The sequence below is a fragment of the Pseudomonas sp. NBRC 111138 genome, from assembly GCF_001320835.1.
GTDB lineage: Bacteria > Pseudomonadota > Gammaproteobacteria > Pseudomonadales > Pseudomonadaceae > Aquipseudomonas > Aquipseudomonas paracarnis.
Map to the genome: position 1 here is coordinate 1 of NZ_BCBO01000085.1, position 16,385 is coordinate 16,385.

Here is a 16,385-nt window from a genome sequence, read left to right on the forward strand (position 1 = left end):
GCCAGCTCCCACATGTGATCCAGTTTTTAAACTGGCCGCACATTCTCAGCCTGAGGGCCTTTTGGCCCTTGCGTGATGTCAAATTCTACTTTTTGGTTTTCATCCAGGTTTTTTTGCCCCTGCGACTGGATTGCCGAGTAATGGACGAAAACGTCATCCCCCCCATCCTCCGGGGCAATAAAGCCAAACCCCTTCTCCGCGTTAAACCATTTCACAGTACCCGTTGCCATTTTTGCTCTCCTTACCCTCACTCAGACCCCAACCAACCCCGGTGATGCCCCCTGACGGGCAACGCATAGATGCCCTTGGGCCGATGGACCATTTGAAACCTCAGTTGCTTACCCACCGACAGCGCTGTGCAACGCCAATCCTTGCGATTGATAAATACCTCTTCTGCCTCATCATCCAATTCGATCAGCCAATCGCCCCTGACCCGGTCATAGGATTTGACAGTCCCTGTAGCCACCTTCAATCCCGCTCTCCCTGCATCTCGTTTACTACATACGCGCAGTGCTTGGTTCAGTCATAAAACAACGGGAAGCATCCTTTGGCTACTGTCAGAGTTGACAGGTAGACGTGAGCTACCGATGGGTGGTAGCGGCGGAACAGCAGAAGATTCATGCATCCGAGGGTTTCTTGCGCTTGCGGGGTTTTCGCGGTTTGGGAGGGGTGGGAGGAACGTTACCGTGTTGAGCGCCTGTCGACTGGACGGCAACCTCGTTGCCATCGCGATCCCGGGCAATAAAGCCGATGCCTTTGACCGCATCAAACCACCTGACCGTACCCCTATCCATCACCGCCTCCCGAGTCGTGCAGAGCTGCACGTCTCATCGCTGTATCAAACAGTGAAGGCGCCGTAATGGCTACTGTCAAAGTTGACAGGTAAACGGCACACCACTGTAGGAGCGAGCTTGCTCGCGGAGATGGGTAACGATAACGCGGGGAGCCAGGATGAACGCGACGACGGTGAGTTTTTCGCGAGCAAGCTCGCTCCTACAGTGAGCAGCAGCGTTCAAGAATCGCGACGCAGGTCCGGCGGGATCGGCAAATCCTTGAGCGGATCAGGCCGCTTGCCCTTGCCGGCGCGGTATTGACGGATTTGGTAAACGTAGGCCAGTACCTGTGCAACGGCCAGGTACAAGCCGGCGGGGATTTCCTGGTCCAGATCGGTGGAGTAGAAGATCGAGCGCGCCAATGCTGGCGACTCCAATAACAGAATGTCGTTGGCCACCGCAATTTCGCGGATTTTCAACGCGGTGAAGTCACTGCCCTTGGCCAGCAGCATCGGTGCGCCGCCCTTCTCCGGGTCGTACTTGAGGGCCACGGCGTAGTGAGTCGGGTTGGTGATGACCACGTCGGCGTCGGGCACCGAGGCCATCATCTTGCGCTGGGACATTTCCCGCTGCAGTTGGCGGATGCGTTGCTTGACCTCGGGGCGGCCTTCCTGGTCCTTGTGTTCGTCGCGCACTTCCTGCTTGGTCATCAGCAGTTTCTTGTGGCTTTCCCACAACTGGATCGGCGCATCCACGGCGGCGATAAGGATCAGCCCGGCCGCCATCCACAGCGCACTCCAGCCCACCACCTGCACGCTGTGGATGATCGCTGATTCCAGCGGCTCATGGGCGATGCGCAGCAAATCGTCGATGTCGGACGACAACACCGCCAGCGCCACGAACAGAATCAGGAAAAACTTGGCCAGGGCCTTGAGCAATTCCACCAGGGCCTTGGCGGAAAACATGCGTTTGAGCCCCGCACCCGGGTTCATGCGGCTGAACTTGGGCGCCATGCTGCCCGCGGCAAACAGCCAACCGCCGAGGGCCACTGGACCGATCAGCGCGGCCAGCAACAAGGTGATCAGGATCGGCTGCACCGCCAGCAGCGCGATTTTGCCCGAGTGCAGCAGGTACTGGCCCATGGCATCGGGGTTGAGCAACACTTCGCGCGGCAAGCTGAAGTTGTGCTTCATCATCTCCAGCAGGTCCAGCGCCAGGCCACCGCCGTAGATCAGCAAGGCGCCTGCACCGGCGATCATGGTGGCGAAGGTGTTGAGCTCTTTGGAGCGCGCGATCTCGCCCTTTTCCCTGGAGTCCTTTTTACGTTTCTCCGTGGGGTCTTCTGTTTTGTCCTGACCACTCTCGCTCTCGGCCATGGCTCAGCGCGCCCGTGCCAGGTCACGTAAGAACTGCAAGGCATCGGTGGCCAGCGGTTGATACTGATTGAGAATGTCAGCCAGGCCGACCCAGAAAATCCCCATACCCAACACCAGGGTCAGCGGGAAACCAATCGAGAAGATATTCAGTTGCGGCGCCGCACGGGTCATCACGCCGAAGGCGATATTGACCACCAGCAGCGCAGTGATCGCCGGCAGCACCAGCAACAGCGAAGCCCCCAGTACCCAGCCGAGGCGCCCCACCAGCTCCCAGAAATGGTTGACCACCAACCCCGAGCCCACCGGCAAGGTGGTGAAGCTTTCGGTCAAGACTTCGAACGCCACCAGATGACCGTTCATGGCCAGAAACAGCAAGGTCACCAGCATGGTCAGGAACTGCCCTATCACCGCCGCCGACACGCCGTTGGTGGGGTCGACCATGGACGCGAAGCCCATGCCCATCTGGATCGAGATGATTTGCCCGGCGATCACAAAAGCCTGGAAGAACAGCATGAGGGAAAACCCCAGCATGGCACCGATCAGAATCTGTTCGGCAATCAGCAGCAAGGCGCTCAGGTCGAGAGCGTTCACCGGCGGCATCGGCGGTAGGCCAGGCACGATTACCACGGTGATCGCCACCGCGAAATACAGGCGCACACGACGCGGTACCAGGGTGGTGCCGAACACCGGCATGGCCATCAGCATCGCCGTGACGCGAAACAGCGGCAGGATGAACGAGGCTACCCAGGTACTGATCTGGGTGTCGGTCAAGGCCAGCAAGGATTGCATCGGCTCAGCCGATCAACTGCGGAATACTGCCGTACAACTGCAGGATGTATTCCATGAAGGTTTGCACCAACCACGGGCCGGCGACAATCAGGGTCACCAGCATCACCAGCAGGCGCGGCAGGAAGCTCAGGGTTTGTTCGTTGATCTGGGTGGCCGCCTGGAACATCGCCACCAGCAGGCCGACCAACAGGCTCGGCACCACCAGCACGGCGACCATCAGGGTAGTCAGCCACAGCGCTTCGCGGAACAGGTCGACGGCGACTTCTGGCGTCATAGCGCTATACCCCTCCGAAACTGCCGGCCAAGGTGCCAATAATCAGCGCCCAACCGTCCACCAGCACAAACAGCATGATCTTGAACGGCAACGAGATGATCAGCGGCGACAGCATCATCATACCCATGGCCATCAACACGCTCGCTACCACCAAGTCGATGATCAGGAACGGGATGAAGATCATGAAACCGATCTGGAACGCGGTCTTCAATTCGGAGGTGACGAACGCGGGTACCAGGATGGTCAGCGGCGCCTGGTCCGGGGTGGCGATGTCGGTGCGCTTGGACAGGCGCATGAACAGCTCAAGGTCGCTGGAGCGGGTTTGCGACAGCATGAAGTCCTTGATCGGGCCCTGGGCCTTGTCGATGGCATCCTGGGCTGTGAGCTTTTCCGCCAGATAAGGTTGCAGGGCTTGCTGGTTCACCTTGTCGAACACCGGCGCCATGATGAACAGCGTCAAAAACAGTGCCATGCCGGTGAGGATCTGGTTCGACGGCGTCTGCTGCAGGCCCAGGGCCTGGCGCAGGATCGAGAAGACGATGATGATCCGCGTAAAGCTGGTCATCAGCATGACGAACGCTGGGATGAAACTCAGCGCCGTCATGATCAGCAGGATCTGCAGGCTGACCGAATATTCCTGGGCGCCCGCCGCGTTGGTGCCCAGGGTGATCGCCGGGATCGACAACGGGTCGGCGCCCAGGGCCATCGGCGCGGCCAGCAACAGCATGAGCGTCAACAAAACGCGCATTACTTCTTATCCTTCTGATCCTTGCCCAGCAACTCCATCAGGCGCTGGGCGAATTCTGGCGTGGCGGCTTCGGTCTTGACCGCGTCCACCGGGGTCTTGAGTACATGCAGCGGGGTGATGCGGCCGGGGGTGATGCCGAGCAGGATCTGCTCTTCGCCCACCTGCACCAGCACCAGCCGATCACGCGGGCCGAGGGCGCGCGAGCCCACCAGCTCTATCACCTGGCCGTTGCCCGGGCCGATGCGCTGCACGCGGCGCATCAACCAGGCCAGCAGGAAGATCAGGCCGATCACCAGCAACAGGCCCAGCACCAGTTGCGTCAACTGCCCGCCGACGCTGCCGACCGCTGGCGCCGCAGCCACCTGCGCCACCGGCTCAGCCGCCAAGGCGCTCAATGGCAGCGCCAGCAACAGTCCCGCCATCGAGTACTTCATCTCAGCGCAACTTCTTGATGCGTTCGCTCGGGCTGATCACGTCGGTCAGGCGGATGCCGAACTTCTCGTTGACCACCACCACCTCGCCATGGGCAATCAGGGTGCCGTTGACCAGCACGTCCAATGGCTCGCCGGCCAGGCGGTCCAGTTCGATCACCGAGCCCTGGTTGAGCTGCAAGAGGTTGCGGATGTTGATTTCGGTGCTGCCCACTTCCATGGAAATCGACACCGGGATGTCGAGGATCACATCCAGGTTCGGGCCATCGAGGCTCACCGGGTCGTTGTTCTTCGGCACGCTGCCGAATTCTTCCATGGCCAGGCGGTTGCCGGCCGGCGCGGTGGCGGCGTCGGCGGCCAGCAGCGCGTCGATGTCGTCCTGGCCAACATCGCCGGTTTCTTCCAGGGCCGCAGCCCACTCGTCAGCCAGGGCCTGGTCTTCGGCGGAAGTGTTTTCGTGTTCGGTAGCCATTACATGTCCTCGGCGCAGCAAACAATCATGAATTGGGGTTGAATCAGCGGCGGTTGATCGGCTCAACCACTTGCAGCGCCAGGTTGCCCTTGTGGGAACCGAGCTTGACCTTGAACGACGGCACGCCGTTGGCGCGCATGATGAGCTCTTCCGGCAAGTCGACGGGGATGATGTCCCCAGGCGCCATGTGCAAAATATCGCGCAGGCGCAACTGGCGGCGGGCCACGGTGGCGCTCAGCGGCACGTCGACGTCCAGCAGGTCTTCGCGCAGGGCCTTGACCCAGCGTTCGTCCTGATCGTCGAGGTCGGACTGGAAGCCGGCGTCGAGCATTTCGCGCACCGGTTCGATCATCGAGTAAGGCATGGTCACGTGCAGGTCGCCGCCACCGCCATCGAGTTCGATGTGGAAGGTCGACACCACAATGGCCTCGCTGGGGCCGACGATGTTGGCCATGGCCGGGTTCACTTCCGAGTTGATGTACTCGAAATTGACCTCCATGATCGCCTGCCAGGCTTCCTTCAAGTCGATGAAGGCCTGCTCCAGCACCATGCGTACCACCCGCAGTTCGGTGGGGGTGAATTCACGCCCTTCGATCTTGGCGTGACGGCCGTCGCCACCGAAGAAGTTGTCCACCAGCTTGAACACCAGCTTGGCGTCGAGGATGAACAGCGCGGTACCACGCAACGGCTTGATCTTGACCAGGTTGAGGCTGGTGGGCACGTACAGCGAGTGCACGTACTCACCGAACTTCATCACCTGCACGCCGCCCACGGCCACGTCCGCCGAGCGGCGCAGCATGTTGAACATGCTGATGCGGGTGTAGCGGGCAAAGCGTTCGTTGATCATCTCCAGGGTCGGCATGCGTCCCCGCACGATGCGATCCTGGCTGGTCAGGTCATAACTTTTGACGCTGCCGGGTTCGGCAGCCATTTCGGTCTGTACCAGACCATCGTCCACGCCATGCAACAGCGCGTCGATTTCATCCTGGGACAGCAGGTCTTGCACGGCCATGTCGTGATCCTACTGCAATACGAAGTTAGTGAAGAGCGCCTGCTCGACCACGACTTTGCCGAGTTCTTTCTGGGCCACTTCCTGCACGCTGGCAGTGACCTTCTGGCGCAGCATTTCCTGGCCGACTGGCGTGGCCAGGCTGTCGAAGCTCTGCCCGGAGAACAGCATCACCAGGTTGTTGCGGATCACCGGCATATGCACCTTGAGGGCATCGAGGTCCGCCTGGTTGCGCGCCAGCAAGGTGATGCTCACCTGCAGGTAGCGTTGACGACCATTCTGGTTGTAGTTGGCGACAAAGGCCGGAAGCATCTGCTCGAAGATTGCCGGTTGCTTGACGTTCGTGGCAGTTTCGGCGGTGGGCGCCGGTTTACTCGCACTGCTGTGCATGATGTACCAGGTGCCGCCCACCGAGGCACCGATCGCCAGGAGCAGGCCCAGCACAATCAACAGGATCAGCTTGAGCTTGCCTTTGCCTGCGGGGGGAGTTGCTGCGTCGTCGCTCTTCGCCATGCCAATAATCCGTCACTATTCGGGGATTCGTAGATCTATGGCAAGGCAAGAGCAAGTGTTATGCCAGAGTTGTCTGGCAGGCGCAGGAAGATGATCGTTCCCACGCTCTGCGTGGGAATGCATCTTGTGACGCTTCGCGTCACCGTGTGCAATGGTCGAAAACATCGCCGACTTCGGGACGCGGAGCGTCCGGGGCGGCATTCCCACGCAGAGCGTGGGAACGATCAGCCACTGACCGGGTTTGAGCAGGAAGTCAGGCGTAGTAGTCGACGGCGCTGGAGCCGATCACGCTCTGGCTCACGGGCGCTGCCACTTCGGCCACATCCACAGGGCCACCGGCGTCGCCGCTGTCAGCGCGCCTGCCGCTGCTACTGACGCCTCGCGCCTGGCTCTGCTGTTGCTGGTCCTGGCCCCGCGACTGGTCGGAGACATTCACATCCACCTGCCCCATGCCCTGCTGGGCAAACATCTCGCGCAAACGGCCAGACTGGCTTTCCAGCGCTTCACGCACCACCGCATGGCCGCTCATGAAGTTGACCTGGGCCTGCTGGTCCGCCGTCATGTTGACCTTGATGTCCAGGCGCCCCAGCTCAGCGGGCTGCAACTGGATCTCAGCCGACTTGAGGTTGGCGCTGGACAGATACATCACGCGGTTGACCACCTCCTCGGTCCAGCCGCTCTGGTGCATGGCCAGGGGCGCATTGGGGACGGGCGGCAAGGCATTCGCGGTTTTCGGCGTGGCCGCCTGGGTCAGCGCCGCCAGGCGGTTGGCGAAGTCATCCACACGGGTGTCGCTGCTGGCGTTCTTGAGGTCCTTGAGGCCGTCATCGATCAGCGCGCCGAAGGCCTTGTCGCCTCCCTGATCGGTGCTGTCCTTGGTGGCTTGCTGGTCGACCATGTTGGCCAGGCCGGCGGCAAAGCTCTGCGCGGCGGTCGGCTGGTCCTGGGTGGTGGGCGCGGCTTTCTGCGGCGCCTGGCTGCTGGCCGAGACATGACCGCCCTGCTCCATCGCCAGGCGCACGGCCGGCATCGAATCCAGCGGGTCGGCCTCAGGGTCGAAGGTTGGCTGCTTGGGCTCCTCGGTTACCGCGATGAGCGGCTGGGCGTTGTCATCTGCGGCCGTGACGGCAGGCGCTTGTACCGGTACGGGGACCGCCACAGGCGTCACGGTGGCAACCAGCGCCGGGTCGGCAACCGGTTGCAACGCCAGGGACGGGTCGGCAGGTTGCTCACCCTCAGTGTCAGCGCTGTCGTCGCTTTTGGCCGGCTTGGCAGGCAAGGGATTGCCGCTATCGGCAACCGCTGGCGCGCTGGCGGCAGGTTTATCGTCGCCGGCGGCCGGTTTGGCGCTGGGATCAGAAGCCTTGTCGCGCACCGGTTTGGCTGGCGCGTCGTCGCTCTTGGCCTGCGGCTTGGCAGCTTGTTTGGCAAACACTTGAGCGAAGCCAGCGCCCTTGTCCCGCGGAGCCGCAGGCGCTAACGCAGGCGTGGCGGCCGGCGCTTGAGGCTTGGCCGCAGCGGCAGCCTGAAGAAGCGAATTGGGGGCGACTGGCATAAGTTAGGGTCTCCACTGCATGGGGTCGGGGATGCAGTCTGTGGAGGTAGAGCAAGAGTCGGGCCAAGTCAGGCCGATAAAATATCAAACCCCAGAAAACCGCTCCCGTTCATGCTCATAAAGAGGCCGAACCAGCGCAAACTCACGATCAATCTGATCCACCAACGCCCCCAAGTCGGAAGCAGACTTGAAGGACTCGGTCTCCAACCGCTCACACAACGTTGCCAACCGCAGCGCCCCCAAGTTGCCACTGCTGCCCTTGAAGCTGTGTGCGATGCGCCCCAACGTCTTGGCGTCGTCCCGCGCCTTGCGCAGCGCTTGCACGCGCTCTTCAGAATCATGCAGAAAGGTGTCCAGCAGCGTGGGGTATTCGCTTTCCATGACTTCCTGCAAACCCGACAACACCTCGGGGTCCATATGAATCTCAGCCACTTGCTCGCTCCTTGATCAAGAATCGGCGGATTATGCCAGAGCCGCCCAACAAAACTCCACGTAGACAGTGCGCCCGCCATCGGACCAGCCTACAGCGCTGCTCAGTTGACGCACTAGGCTCAGTCCCCGACCAGACAGACGGTCGATGTCCACGGGGCGCGCCAGCTCTTGCTCCACATCAAAACCCTGCCCGCTGTCTTCGAGGCGCAAGGTCAGTTTGCCGCCCTTGTCGGTGGGCACCACCTGCATATGCACGCGCACATAGCCGCTGTCCAACTGCGCCAGGCGCTCATGGCGCTGGCGATAATACTGCGCAAACCCTTGGGCATCGCGCTTGAGGCGTGAGTCCAGGCCCAGCACGCCATGCTCCAGCGCGTTGGAATACAACTCGGCCATCACACTGTAAAGCGCCCCGCTCTGCTCGCGCAGGCCGTGGATCTCCAACAGCAGTTGCAGCAGGTACGGCAGCGGGTTGTAGGTCCTGAGCGTCTGGGCGCGGAATTCGAAACTCACCGACCAATCCAGCGGGCACGACTGGCCGCTGTCGGCATACATCGGTTCTGCCGCCCGCAAGGGTTGGCCCGCCTGCAACGTGATCTCGACCATGCTGACGTCATCGCGCGCCTGGCCGCGAAAGGCCGCCAGGGCCTGCTCGATGTCCTCGAACAGGCGGTCGGGCTCACGGTTGGCGGCGAACACCTGCTGCAAGCGCTCGGCACCGAACAGTTGATCGTTGGCGTCAGCGGTGTCCAGCACGCCGTCGGAGAGCAGGAATACCCGGTCGCCCAACGCCATGGGCCAGACCTCGGTGCTGTCATCGAACGCCTCTGCCGACAACACCCCCAACGGCAGGTGCCGCGACATCAATGGCGTGCGCCTGCCCGTGGCGACTTCATGCACGTAGCCTTCGGGCATGCCGCCGTTCCACACCTCCACCGCACGCCGCTGGGCGCTCAGGCACAGCAAGGTGGCACAGCAGAACATGTCTACCGGCAGGATGCGCTTGAGCTTGGCGTTCATTTCCCGCAGGGTCTGCGTGAGGCCGTAGCCCTTGGCGGTCATGCCGTAGAACACCTCGGCCAGGGGCATGGCACCGATAGCGGCCGGCAAGCCATGGCCAGTGAAATCCCCTAGCAGCACGTGCATATCGCCGGACGGTGTGTAGGCCGCCAGCAACAGGTCACCGTTGAACAACGCATAAGGCGATTGCAGGTAGCGGATATTCGGCGCGGCGTTGATGCAACCGGAATGGGCGACCTTGTCGAACACCGCCTTGGCCGCCCGCTGCTCATGCATCAGGTGTTCGTGATGCCTGGCGATCAGGTCACGCTGTTGCAAAACCGTGGCTTGCAGGCGGCGCAGGCGGTCCATGGCGTTGATCTTGGCCGCCAGGATCAAGGGGTTATAGGGCTTGGGCAGAAAGTCATCGCCGCCGGCGTCCAGGCACTGGGCCAGGGCTTCGCTTTCGCGCAGCGACGTGAGGAAGATGATCGGCACCAGCGCCTCCCCCGCCAGTTGCTTGATCTGCCGCGCGGCTTCAAAGCCATCCATGACCGGCATCAGTGCGTCCATCAACACCAGTTGCGGACGCTCGCGGGCAAACACCTCAATCGCTTCGGCGCCATTGCTGACAGTCAGCGCCTGATGGCCCTGGCGGCGGATGATGCTCGCCAGCAACAGGCGGTCGGCGGCGCTGTCTTCGGCGATCAGGATGGTCAGCGCCTCCAGGACAGGGGCCAGGGCGCTCAATTGATATCGAACAGTTTGTCGAAGTTGGAGATGGCGAGGATCTTGCGCACGTCGTTGCTGCTGTTGATCACTCTGACTTCGGCGTCATCACCGCCGGCGTGATCCCGTAGCAACAGCAGCATGCCGAGGGCTGAACTGTCCATATAGGTGGCATCCTTGAGGTCGACGATATAGGTCTCGGGGACCTTGTAGAAACGCTCGTAGGCTTCCCGAAACGCCTGGTGGCTGCCGAAATCGAACCGGCCCTTGATTGCGATCGTCAACTTCTTCCCGTCCAGGGATACTTCTGACTCGACTGACATGTGACTGCTTCCTTGTCATTGCACTAGACACAAGGTGTAGCAGTTGAAGAGCATCTGAGCAACACAGTCAATCAACTGTGGGAGCTGGCTTGCCTGCGGTGGCGGCGTGTCAGCCACTGAATCTTTAACTGAACCACCGCCATCGCAGGCAAGCCAGCTCCCACACTGGATTTGTGGTGCCGGTTAGAACTGTTCTGGGCGGGGAAGGCGCTGGGACAATTCATCGAGCAGTTTTTGCTCGCGCTTGTCTTCGATGGCTCGCGCTTCGTCGATGTAGCGCTGCACCAGCTTGCGCAGCCCCTCGACCCGGGCAAACGCCTGTTGCCAGGCCTCGCGGGCTTTGTCGAGGTTGGCCTCGTGCCAGGCCAGGCTCTGGCGTTGCTGGCCGACGGCGGTTTCAAGCTGATTGAGAAAGCCCTGGTACCCCATCAACCACTGGCCGGAAACACCCTGGCTGCCGCGCTCGATCCACTGTTGTTGGTACTCGCCACGAAAACGCTCCAGGTCGCCCAGCTTGCTTTGGGCCAACCGCACCTGGCCCTGGAAGTAACCCAGGCGCTGTACGGCGGCTTTCTCGGCCTTTTCGGCCATGTCCACCACCGGGGCCAGGCGTGCGGCGCGGCTGTTGGCCATGGCTTAGCCGCCCGGCGCCGGGGCGAAGATGGACTGCAAGTGCGACTGGCTCTCGCCCATGGTGATCTTGTCGTTGAGACCCTGGCGCAGGTAGGTCACCAGTTGCGGCTGCAAGGCGATGGCCAGGTCGGTGTCGCGGTCGCCACCGGCCACATAGGCGCCGACGCTGATCAGGTCACGGCTTTGCTGGTAGCGCGACCACAGCTGCTTGAACTGCTGGGCACGGGCCATATGCTCCGGCGTGACCACCGCCGGCATCACCCGGCTGATGGACGCTTCGATATCGATGGCTGGGTAATGCCCCTCTTCCGCCAGGCGCCGCGACAGCACGATGTGGCCGTCGAGCACGCCCCGGGCCGAGTCGGCAATCGGGTCCTGTTGGTCGTCGCCTTCAGACAACACGGTGTAGAACGCGGTGATCGAGCCACCGCCGGCTTCGGCATTACCGGCACGCTCTACCAGCTTGGGCAGCTTGGCAAATACCGACGGGGGGTAACCCTTGGTCGCGGGCGGCTCACCGATGGCCAAAGCGATCTCGCGCTGGGCCTGGGCGAAACGCGTGAGGGAGTCCATCAGCAACAGGACGTTCTTGCCCTTGTCGCGAAAATATTCGGCAATGCGCGTGCAGTACATCGCCGCACGCAGGCGCATCAGCGGTGCATCGTCTGCCGGAGAAGCGACGACAACGGAACGCTTGAGCCCTTCTTCACCGAGGCTGTGCTCGATGAACTCCTTCACTTCGCGGCCCCGCTCGCCGATCAGCCCCACCACGATGATGTCGGCCTCGGTAAAGCGCGTCATCATGCCCAGCAATACCGACTTACCCACGCCGGTACCGGCGAACAGGCCCAGACGCTGGCCGCGACCGACCGTCAATAAACCGTTGATGCTGCGAATGCCCACGTCCAGCGGCACGCTGATAGGGTTGCGCTTGAGCGGGTTGATGGTGGGGCCGTCCATCGGCACCCAGTCTTCGGCCTTCATGCCGCCCTTGCCGTCCAGCGCACGGCCGGCACCGTCGAGTACGCGGCCCAGCATGCTCATGCCCATGGGCAGTCGGCCGGTGTCGGCCAGCGGTACCACGCGGGCGCCGGGGGCAATGCCGGTGAGGCTGCCGACCGGCATCAGGAAAATCTTGCTGCCCGAAAAGCCCATCACCTCGGCTTCGACTTGCACCGGGTGGTAGCTGTTGTCGTTTATCACCAGGCAGCGGCTGCCCATTGCGGCGCGCAGGCCCTCGGCTTCGAGAGTCAGGCCGACCATACGCAACAGGCGCCCTTCGAGGACCGGCTGGCCCGGCAACTCAGTGGCCTCGGCGTAGCTGCCCAGGCGCTTGGCGAAGCTGGTGCGATCAAGGCGCATCGGTGGCGTCCAGGTCAACGCTCAGGTCAGGCTCGGCGGGATGCAGGGCCTGTTCATGCAGTTGATCAAATAACTTGGCCATGATCTGGCTGATACGGGTTTCCACCGTCGCGTCAATGCGGCTGTGCTCGGTTTCGACACGGCAACCACCGGGCTGCAACGAAGCGTCTTCGACGATGCGCCAGGTTTCTTCATGACGCTCGCGCAGGGCTTTGACCTGTTCGAAATCTTGCGGGTTGATGTACAGCCGCACATTGCCGACGCCCAGGGGCAGCAGCTTGAGGGCTTCGCGCATCACGCCTTCGATCTGGCTGGAATCGAGCACCAGTTCGCGCTGGATCACTTGGCGCGCGATGTGCTGCACCAGGCCAACCATGGATTTTTCCAGCTGCGAGTCCTGTTCGGCGATAGGGTCGAACAGGTTGCCCATCAGGCGCTCCAGGCTACCCAACTTGGTGGCCAGCGCCGCTTCGGCCTCCTGGCGAACCTTGAGGGTGGTGCTGCGAAAGCCGTCTTTTTCCCCCGCCGCGAAGCCTTCGTTGTAGGCCTCCTGGCGAATGGTTTCCAACTCTTCGAGGGTCAGTGGCTGGACTTCATCCAGTGGCACTTCTTCCATCTCTGCCGGAGGTTCTTCAACCGGTTCAGGCTCGGGCTCCGGCACATGGGGGTCGAAACTGGGCAGCGACCAGATGTCGAAGCCGCCGACATCCCGCGCGCGAATCAGATCGCTGGGCGCCTCATCTTTAGTCGACATGCAAGGCGCCTTAGATCATTTCTTCGCCGCCCTTCCCGCCGAGAACGATTTCTCCGGCTTCGGCCATACGGCGGGCAATGGTGAGGATTTCTTTCTGGGCGGTTTCCACGTCGCTGACGCGCACCGGGCCCTTGGCTTCCAGGTCGTCGCGCAACAGCTCCGAGGCGCGCTTGGACATGTTCTTGAAGATCTTTTCTTTGACGTTTTCGTCCGAGCCCTTGAGCGCCAGCACCAGCACGTCCGAGGACACTTCGCGCAGCAGCGCCTGGATGCCACGGTCGTCGACATCGGCCAGGTTGTTGAACACGAACATCAGGTCTTCGATCTGGCCGGACAGGGTGTCGTCGATCTCGCGGATCGAGTCCATCAACTGGCCTTCGACCGAGCTGTCGAGGAAGTTCATGATGTCGGCTGCGCGCTTGATGCCACCCAGGGTGGTGCGCGAGGCGTTGGAATTGCCGGAGAACTGCTTCTCCAGAATGGTGTTGAGTTCTTTGAGCGCCGCCGGTTGCACAGTGTTCAGCGACGACACACGCAGGATGATGTCCAGGCGCACTTTATGGTCGAAGTGGCCAAGCACTTCGCCGGCCTGGTCCGGGTCCAGGTAGGCCACCACGATCGCCTGGATCTGCGGGTGCTCGTAGCGGATCACGTCGGCCACTGCCCGCGGCTCCATCCACTTGAGGCTATCCAGGCCGCTGGTGTTGCCACCCAGCAGGATGCGGTCGATCAGGCCGTTGGCCTTGTCTTCGCCCAGGGCCGAGGTGAGCATCTTGCGAATGTAGCTGTCGGATCCGACGCCCAGGCTGGTCTGGTCGCCGACGATCTCGACGAACTCGCTCATCACCTGCTCGACTTGCTCGCGGTGCACATTGCGCATCTGCGCCATGGCCACGCCCACTCGCTGGACCTCTTTAGGGCCCATGTGGCGCAGCACTTGGGCAGCGTCGGTTTCACCCAGGGACAGCAGCAGCACGGCGGCTTTGTCGACCCGGGACAGCTTGGCCACAGCGGCTCGATCATTCATCAGCGTTAATCCACTCTTTCACGACCTGAGCCACACGGCCCGGGTCTTCTGCCACCAGACTCTTGATTGCGTTCAACTGAGCGTCATAGCCTTCGCTCGGGCTTGGCAACAGGATGCTTTGCGGGCCGCCAAGGCTGACGCGGTCGTTGGCCAGTTCGCCGTCCAGGCCGCCCATGCCACCCAACTCGACGTCGCCACCGGCCAGTGCCAGTTGCTTCTTGCCGCCACCGGTGATGTTGTTGAGCACCGGGCGCAGTACACCAAACACCAGCACCAGGATGAACAACACGCCCAGCACTTGTTTGACGATGTCCCAGAACCACGGCTGGGTGTAGAACGCAGGGTCAGCGATCACTTCACCGCGCTCGGCGGAGAACGGCATGTTGATCACGCTGACGCTGTCGCCACGGCTGGCGTCGAAGCCAACAGCGTCCTGCACCAGACGAGTGAAGCGCGCCAGTTCGTCAGCCGTCCAAGGCGCACGGGTCACCGCGCCGTCCGCAGGGTTGACCTTGACCTGGTCATCGACCACCACCGACACCGACAGGCGATTGATCTTGCCCTGCTGCTGCTTGGTGTGGCTGATGGAACGGTCGAGTTCGAAGTTCTTGGTGGACTGGTTACGCTTGTCCGCAGGGTATGGCGCAAGCATCGGCTGGCCGGTGGCCGGGTCCATGATCTGCTGGCCGTTGGCGTCCAACAGCGGCTGGCCAGGCTGGATCGCGCCAGCCGTGGCGGCGGCGCCACCAGTGGTTTGCGGTGCCGAGGCCGGCGCGGGTGGCTGGTTGCTCAGGGCGCCTGGCACACCTTGGGGGCCATTGCTGGCGGTGCGTTGTTCGCTGGTGGACTGCTCGCTGCGCAGGGCCGGCTGGTCCGGGTTGAACTGTTCGGAGGTGGACTCGACGGCGCTGAAGTCCACGTCGGCCGACACTTCAGCCTTGTAGCGGTCGTTGCCCAGTACCGGTTGCAGGATGTTATGCACGCGCTGGGTGAGCATGCTTTCCATGCGGCGGCTGTAGTCGAACTGCTTGCCGGCCTGGGTCAGCGCGGAGTTTTCGGCCATGTCGGACAGCAGGTTGCCCTTCTGGTCCACCACGGTGATTTGCGACTTGCTCAATTCGGGAACACTGGTTGCCACCAGGTTGACGATCGCCAGTACCTGGCCAGGCTCCAGGGAGCGGCCAGCAAACAGCTCGACCAAGACCGAGGCGCTGGGCTTGCGTTCGTCACGCACGAACACCGAGCTTTTCGGAATCGCCAGGTGCACACGGGCGGCCTTGACGTTATTGAGGCTGGAAATGGTGCGCGCCAGTTCGCCTTCCAGGCCACGACGATAGCGGGTGGCTTCCATGAACTGGCTGGTGCCCAGACCCTGGTCCTTGTCGAGGATTTCAAAACCAATGTTGCTGTCGGACGGCGCCACGCCAGCGGCGGCCAGTTTCATCCGCGCGCGGGCTACGTCATCAGCCTTGACCAGCAAGGCGCCGGAGTTGGGCTCCACGGTGTAGGCGATGTCGGCGGCGGCGAGGGTTTCCATGATCTGCTTGGAATCCATGCCCGACAGGCTGCCGTACAGGGGGCGGTAATCGGGTTGCTGCGACCACAGCACCACGGCAAAACCAATCGCCACGCTGGCGGCCAGGCCCACCATCAGGCCCACCTGACGCAGCATGGTCATTTCCGAGAGGTTTTCCAGGAACGACAGGCCAAACAACGGCGGTTTGCCGTCGGCCTTGGCGGGGAGGTTGTCGGAGACTGCTTCAGCCATGACTTAAATCTCGTCCTTAAACCGGCATCTGCATGATGTCTTGATACGCCTGAACCAGCTTGTTACGCACTTGGGTCAAGGCCTGGAAGGACACACTGGCCTTTTGCGAGGCGACCATCACATCGGTGAGGTCCACGCCGCTTTTACCGATCTCGAAGGCCGTCGCCAACTGGCTGGACGCCTGCTGGGTATCGCTGACTTTATTGATTGCCTGACCGAGCATGTCGGCAAAATTGCTTTGGCCCAATTCCGGCGCTGGCGCGACGGATTTCGGTTGAGCCATGGCATCCATTTGCATGGCGCGCATATCCAACATCAACCGATTGAACTCAATACCCTGGCTCATGACCTTCTCTCTCCGACGACCCGCAATTTTTTGACACTACGCAGCGGTTACTAGGGGTGGTAGCAACAAGGG

19 protein-coding genes are annotated in these 16,385 nt (G+C 61.9%); all 19 read right to left on the minus strand.

The window, feature by feature from the left end; genetic code table 11:
• Window positions 1-26: 26 nt before the first annotated feature.
• Window positions 27-230, minus strand: a complete 204-nt coding sequence (locus tag APH41_RS16445) for a cold-shock protein (protein WP_054920168.1) — start codon at window positions 228-230, stop codon at window positions 27-29.
• 782 nt (window positions 231-1,012) lie between these two features.
• Window positions 1,013-2,149 carry a flagellar biosynthesis protein FlhB gene (flhB, locus tag APH41_RS16455; protein ID WP_054920172.1) on the minus strand — a complete coding sequence of 379 codons (1,137 nt, stop codon included), beginning with the start codon at window positions 2,147-2,149 and terminating at the stop codon, window positions 1,013-1,015.
• 3 nt (window positions 2,150-2,152) lie between these two features.
• Window positions 2,153-2,938: a flagellar biosynthetic protein FliR gene (fliR, locus tag APH41_RS16460; protein WP_034126792.1), complete on the minus strand. Its 786-nt coding sequence runs from the start codon at window positions 2,936-2,938 to the stop codon at window positions 2,153-2,155.
• A 4-nt stretch (window positions 2,939-2,942) separates the two neighbouring features.
• Window positions 2,943-3,212, minus strand: coding sequence for a flagellar biosynthesis protein FliQ (gene fliQ / locus APH41_RS16465; RefSeq protein ID WP_003192936.1), 270 nt, complete (start codon window positions 3,210-3,212; stop codon window positions 2,943-2,945).
• 4 nt (window positions 3,213-3,216) lie between these two features.
• The gene (gene fliP, locus APH41_RS16470; protein ID WP_003192937.1) at window positions 3,217-3,960 is read right to left on the minus strand and encodes a flagellar type III secretion system pore protein FliP; all 744 of its coding nucleotides are present in this window, start codon (window positions 3,958-3,960) and stop codon (window positions 3,217-3,219) included.
• Window positions 3,960-4,394: a flagellar biosynthetic protein FliO gene (gene fliO / locus APH41_RS16475; protein ID WP_034126791.1), complete on the minus strand. Its 435-nt coding sequence runs from the start codon at window positions 4,392-4,394 to the stop codon at window positions 3,960-3,962. The genes fliP and fliO overlap by 1 nt, the downstream gene beginning before the upstream one ends.
• Window position 4,395: 1 nt before the next feature.
• The gene (gene fliN, locus APH41_RS16480) at window positions 4,396-4,863 is read right to left on the minus strand and encodes a flagellar motor switch protein FliN (protein ID WP_003192941.1); all 468 of its coding nucleotides are present in this window, start codon (window positions 4,861-4,863) and stop codon (window positions 4,396-4,398) included.
• Between the two features lie 43 nt (window positions 4,864-4,906).
• Window positions 4,907-5,875 (minus strand): flagellar motor switch protein FliM, encoded by a 969-nt coding sequence (gene fliM, locus APH41_RS16485; RefSeq protein WP_014719344.1) that lies wholly within the window; start codon window positions 5,873-5,875, stop codon window positions 4,907-4,909.
• Window positions 5,876-5,884: 9 nt separating this feature from the next.
• Window positions 5,885-6,385 (minus strand): flagellar basal body-associated protein FliL, encoded by a 501-nt coding sequence (gene fliL / locus APH41_RS16490; RefSeq protein ID WP_019818373.1) that lies wholly within the window; start codon window positions 6,383-6,385, stop codon window positions 5,885-5,887.
• Between the two features lie 253 nt (window positions 6,386-6,638).
• Window positions 6,639-7,940 carry a flagellar hook-length control protein FliK gene (locus APH41_RS16495; protein ID WP_054920174.1) on the minus strand — a complete coding sequence of 434 codons (1,302 nt, stop codon included), beginning with the start codon at window positions 7,938-7,940 and terminating at the stop codon, window positions 6,639-6,641.
• 84 nt (window positions 7,941-8,024) lie between these two features.
• Entirely contained in the window at window positions 8,025-8,372 is a 348-nt protein-coding gene (locus APH41_RS16500) for an Hpt domain-containing protein (protein ID WP_014719347.1), read from the minus strand.
• Window positions 8,373-8,402: 30 nt separating this feature from the next.
• Window positions 8,403-10,121 (minus strand): fused response regulator/phosphatase, encoded by a 1,719-nt coding sequence (locus tag APH41_RS16505; protein ID WP_054920176.1) that lies wholly within the window; start codon window positions 10,119-10,121, stop codon window positions 8,403-8,405.
• The gene (locus APH41_RS16510) at window positions 10,118-10,423 is read right to left on the minus strand and encodes an STAS domain-containing protein (protein ID WP_034126788.1); all 306 of its coding nucleotides are present in this window, start codon (window positions 10,421-10,423) and stop codon (window positions 10,118-10,120) included. The genes APH41_RS16505 and APH41_RS16510 overlap by 4 nt, the downstream gene beginning before the upstream one ends.
• 183 nt (window positions 10,424-10,606) lie before the next feature.
• Window positions 10,607-11,056, minus strand: coding sequence for a flagellar export protein FliJ (fliJ, locus tag APH41_RS16515; RefSeq protein ID WP_003192954.1), 450 nt, complete (start codon window positions 11,054-11,056; stop codon window positions 10,607-10,609).
• A gap of 3 nt (window positions 11,057-11,059) precedes the next feature.
• The gene (fliI, locus tag APH41_RS16520; RefSeq protein ID WP_034126786.1) at window positions 11,060-12,418 is read right to left on the minus strand and encodes a flagellar protein export ATPase FliI; all 1,359 of its coding nucleotides are present in this window, start codon (window positions 12,416-12,418) and stop codon (window positions 11,060-11,062) included.
• Window positions 12,408-13,172 (minus strand): flagellar assembly protein FliH, encoded by a 765-nt coding sequence (gene fliH, locus APH41_RS16525; protein ID WP_054920178.1) that lies wholly within the window; start codon window positions 13,170-13,172, stop codon window positions 12,408-12,410. The genes fliI and fliH overlap by 11 nt, the downstream gene beginning before the upstream one ends.
• Window positions 13,173-13,182: 10 nt before the next feature.
• A complete protein-coding gene (fliG, locus tag APH41_RS16530) occupies window positions 13,183-14,199 on the minus strand; it encodes a flagellar motor switch protein FliG (RefSeq protein WP_003192957.1) in 1,017 nt (338 codons plus the stop codon).
• Window positions 14,192-15,967, minus strand: coding sequence for a flagellar basal-body MS-ring/collar protein FliF (fliF, locus tag APH41_RS16535; protein ID WP_014719351.1), 1,776 nt, complete (start codon window positions 15,965-15,967; stop codon window positions 14,192-14,194). The genes fliG and fliF overlap by 8 nt, the downstream gene beginning before the upstream one ends.
• A gap of 16 nt (window positions 15,968-15,983) precedes the next feature.
• Window positions 15,984-16,313, minus strand: coding sequence for a flagellar hook-basal body complex protein FliE (fliE, locus tag APH41_RS16540; protein WP_003192959.1), 330 nt, complete (start codon window positions 16,311-16,313; stop codon window positions 15,984-15,986).
• Window positions 16,314-16,385 lie beyond the last annotated feature (72 nt).